Here is a 2,686-nt window from a genome sequence, read left to right as displayed (position 1 = left end):
TCTTTCTCCGGCAGACGCTTGCCGTTCTTCTCCACTACACGACCAATACTGATACGGCCGATCACGGGTGGGGTAATCGCGAGTCCTTTGATCATGAGATTCTCCTGATAGCAGGCACAGACACACCGCCGGGCTAGGCCCGGCAGCTATGCCGCTTTGAGTTGGGTTAGGGATTGGGGCGCACCAGGAACCGGCGACTGCCTGCCTTGTGTTTGGGGTAGTGCTTGAGAAGGTCTGGCTGATCCTGCAGAAGGGCTTTGCTGTCCAGGCTGGTTGAGTCCTTGCTACGCTTCCAGGTCACGCAGCCCTCGCTGAAGGTGGCCTTGCTGGCTAGCCCCATGGTCTGCTGGATGCGTTGCTTGAGCGTGGATTCTCGCTCGGTCAGTCGGCCCAGGGTGTCACGCAGATCCAGCAGCTCATTGAAGTCGCCTTCCATGGCCGGGTTATCCGTGAGATCCACGGTTTCCCCTTTGTCCTGAGGGTAGAGGGCTTGCAGGGCGTGCCCGGCAGAGTCGGAGCCATCCGGGTCCGGTGGGGTGTCCGCTTCCACCAGCTGCCAGAACTCCCGCTCCAGCTCGTACAGGTGAGCAATCAGCGCTTCATCCCGCTCGATCCGGTGAATCTGCAACTCTTGCCCACAGATCAGCACGGCCACATCGGCAGCCTGCTTGCCGGTAACCGCTAGCTGATGCTGCACCTGACACTGGATGTACTCGGGAACCCCGTCCGCCCATAGCTTGGCGCCGTATTGCCCCGTGGTCTTGCACTCCAGTATCTGCACGTTGTCATTGCCGACGACAGCGTAATCCAGGTTGGCGAGCATCCAGGGCTTGTCGTCATCCGGGTGCTGCAATACGGCGTTCACGCGACGCACCTTGTTGCCGGTGATCTTGGCGTAAGCCTCGGCTACCTTCGGCTCCAGCAGCGTGCCCCAGTACAGGGGGGATTGAATGTCATCGGGATCAGGGGCGGGTAACAGACCATCCCGACCGGTCTTGATCATCCAGAGTTCTAGTGGGGACTGGTACGGGCTGATACCTACCGCCGCAGCGGCATCACTGGCACCGATGCCCTGCTTGCGGATCTTCAGCCAGTCTTCGCGGTTCATGCGTTTGGTGGACACCAGGCGCAGGGCAGGGCGCTGGCCGGGTGCAGTGCTTTTAGGTTGTGCCATGAGAATGCTCCAGACAAAGAAAGGCCCCGGCACAGTGGCCGGGGCTAGGGGTATGGAATGAAAGGTGAATTAGGCTGATATCTAAGTGCCGTCATGCGACGCGACTTGAAGAGGAAGAGGCTTCCTCGCCAATCTCGAAGAAGTCATTCACCAACGCCTCGATGTAACGCTCGGCTTCTTTATTGGTGGGCAGGTGGCCGTGAGTCAGTAATTGCTCACCCAGCCACTCGCCCAGTTCGCTGACCACTTCGTACTCGAAGACGCCAGGGCGACCACGGGGCTCGTACCAGATGTGGGAGACCGTCTGCCAGAGCGGGTCCAGGTACTCACAGGTGGCGATGATCAGCTCGATGCAGCCACTGTCCCAGGTCTCCAGGATGCGACGAGCCCGACCCGGATCGCCGGGATGGCACATCAGGCCTTCATGCAGGAACGCGCCCCACACCGCTGACAATTCAGCAGGCATAGGGCGACAGTCCCATACCGCCAACAGGCGGTAGAGCCATTTCAGATTCATCGTGTTCTCCAGGTTTTCTTTTAAAAGGAAGTAGAGAGTAGGGAGAGGTGAGCGGTCAGAGTGAATCAGGCGACCAGTAGGGAGGTTTGCTCCAGAGCGCGTTGCTTGATCTGGGCGCCCTTGCCGAACCAGGCAGAGTCCAGCCGGTTGTCGGTGCTGCGGGCGCGGCGTTCATGATCCACGAATTCGGTGACTGCATTCAGCAGGCCGTAGGCCGTGTTCTTGGCGGACGCCAGCTCAGACCCGCGACCGGCACCCTCATACAAGGCCATGGCTTTCTTCATGGCCTGTTCGTTGGCCTTCACCGGCATACCCGGTGGCAGATAGCCGGTATCCGTGAAAATGGTCTGCATGACCTTTTCGGCGGTCTTGCGGGTGATGCGCCGCTCGCTCAGGGCCTTCAGGCGATACATAAAGTCATCCCAGGCAGAGACCGAAATCCCCAGCTGTTTCTTCACCGCTTGCGGATCGAAGGTGGTGCTGTGGCGCACCTTCACCGCATGGGTGTTGCCATTCAGTGCGACCGCGAGGGTGTTATTGCAGACCACCCGGATACTGGTGAACTGCGCCGTGGTGGCCAGGGTGCCGTCACAGGCCGTGGCCAGCAGCACGTAGCCGTTGGTCTTGTCATTGCCTGCCAAGGATCCCGTTTGCCCAGTACGTGCCAGCGCCCACAGCTTGCGGCCACCTTTAAGTACGCCAGCAGTCTCCAGCTCAAAGCCGGACTGCTCGGTGAGATCCCGGTAGAACTCCAGCACCTCTCGGGGCTGAACCACCTTGAAGCGGTTGCTCACTACGGATAGAGGTTCCTGATTATCAGAGCGGAACAACACCTTCTGATCCGGGAAGGAGGAAATCTGCCCGAGAGCGCCAGCCTCGCTACTGATAAAGCGCACCGGAGTTTCACGGATATCCCAATCCATGCCGGCTTCGCGCATCCAGACTTCCAGTGGTTGTTGGCTGGCCAGCTGGTTGCCCAGCCCGTGCCAGGGGGT

3 protein-coding genes and 1 pseudogene are annotated in these 2,686 nt (G+C 59.9%); all 4 read right to left on the bottom strand.

From position 1 onward, the window contains the following. Positions 1 to 95 (bottom strand): annotated as a pseudogene (locus A15D_RS17020) (hydrolase or metal-binding protein); the annotation flags it as partial. Positions 96 to 166: 71 nt separating this feature from the next. Then, positions 167 to 1,174, bottom strand: a complete 1,008-nt coding sequence (locus A15D_RS17015) for a YqaJ viral recombinase family protein (RefSeq protein WP_102792894.1) — start codon at positions 1,172 to 1,174, stop codon at positions 167 to 169. Positions 1,175 to 1,265: 91 nt separating this feature from the next. Then, positions 1,266 to 1,691, bottom strand: coding sequence for a hypothetical protein (locus A15D_RS17010; protein WP_102792893.1), 426 nt, complete (start codon positions 1,689 to 1,691; stop codon positions 1,266 to 1,268). A 65-nt stretch (positions 1,692 to 1,756) separates the two neighbouring features. After that, a partial coding sequence (locus tag A15D_RS17005) for a DUF932 domain-containing protein (RefSeq protein ID WP_102792892.1) occupies positions 1,757 to 2,686 on the bottom strand: 930 nt, incomplete at its 5' end.

It is taken from the genome of Alcanivorax sp. MD8A, assembly GCF_002888555.1.
Lineage (GTDB): Bacteria > Pseudomonadota > Gammaproteobacteria > Pseudomonadales > Alcanivoracaceae > Alcanivorax.
This window is presented reverse-complemented; position numbering and strand designations above follow the sequence as displayed.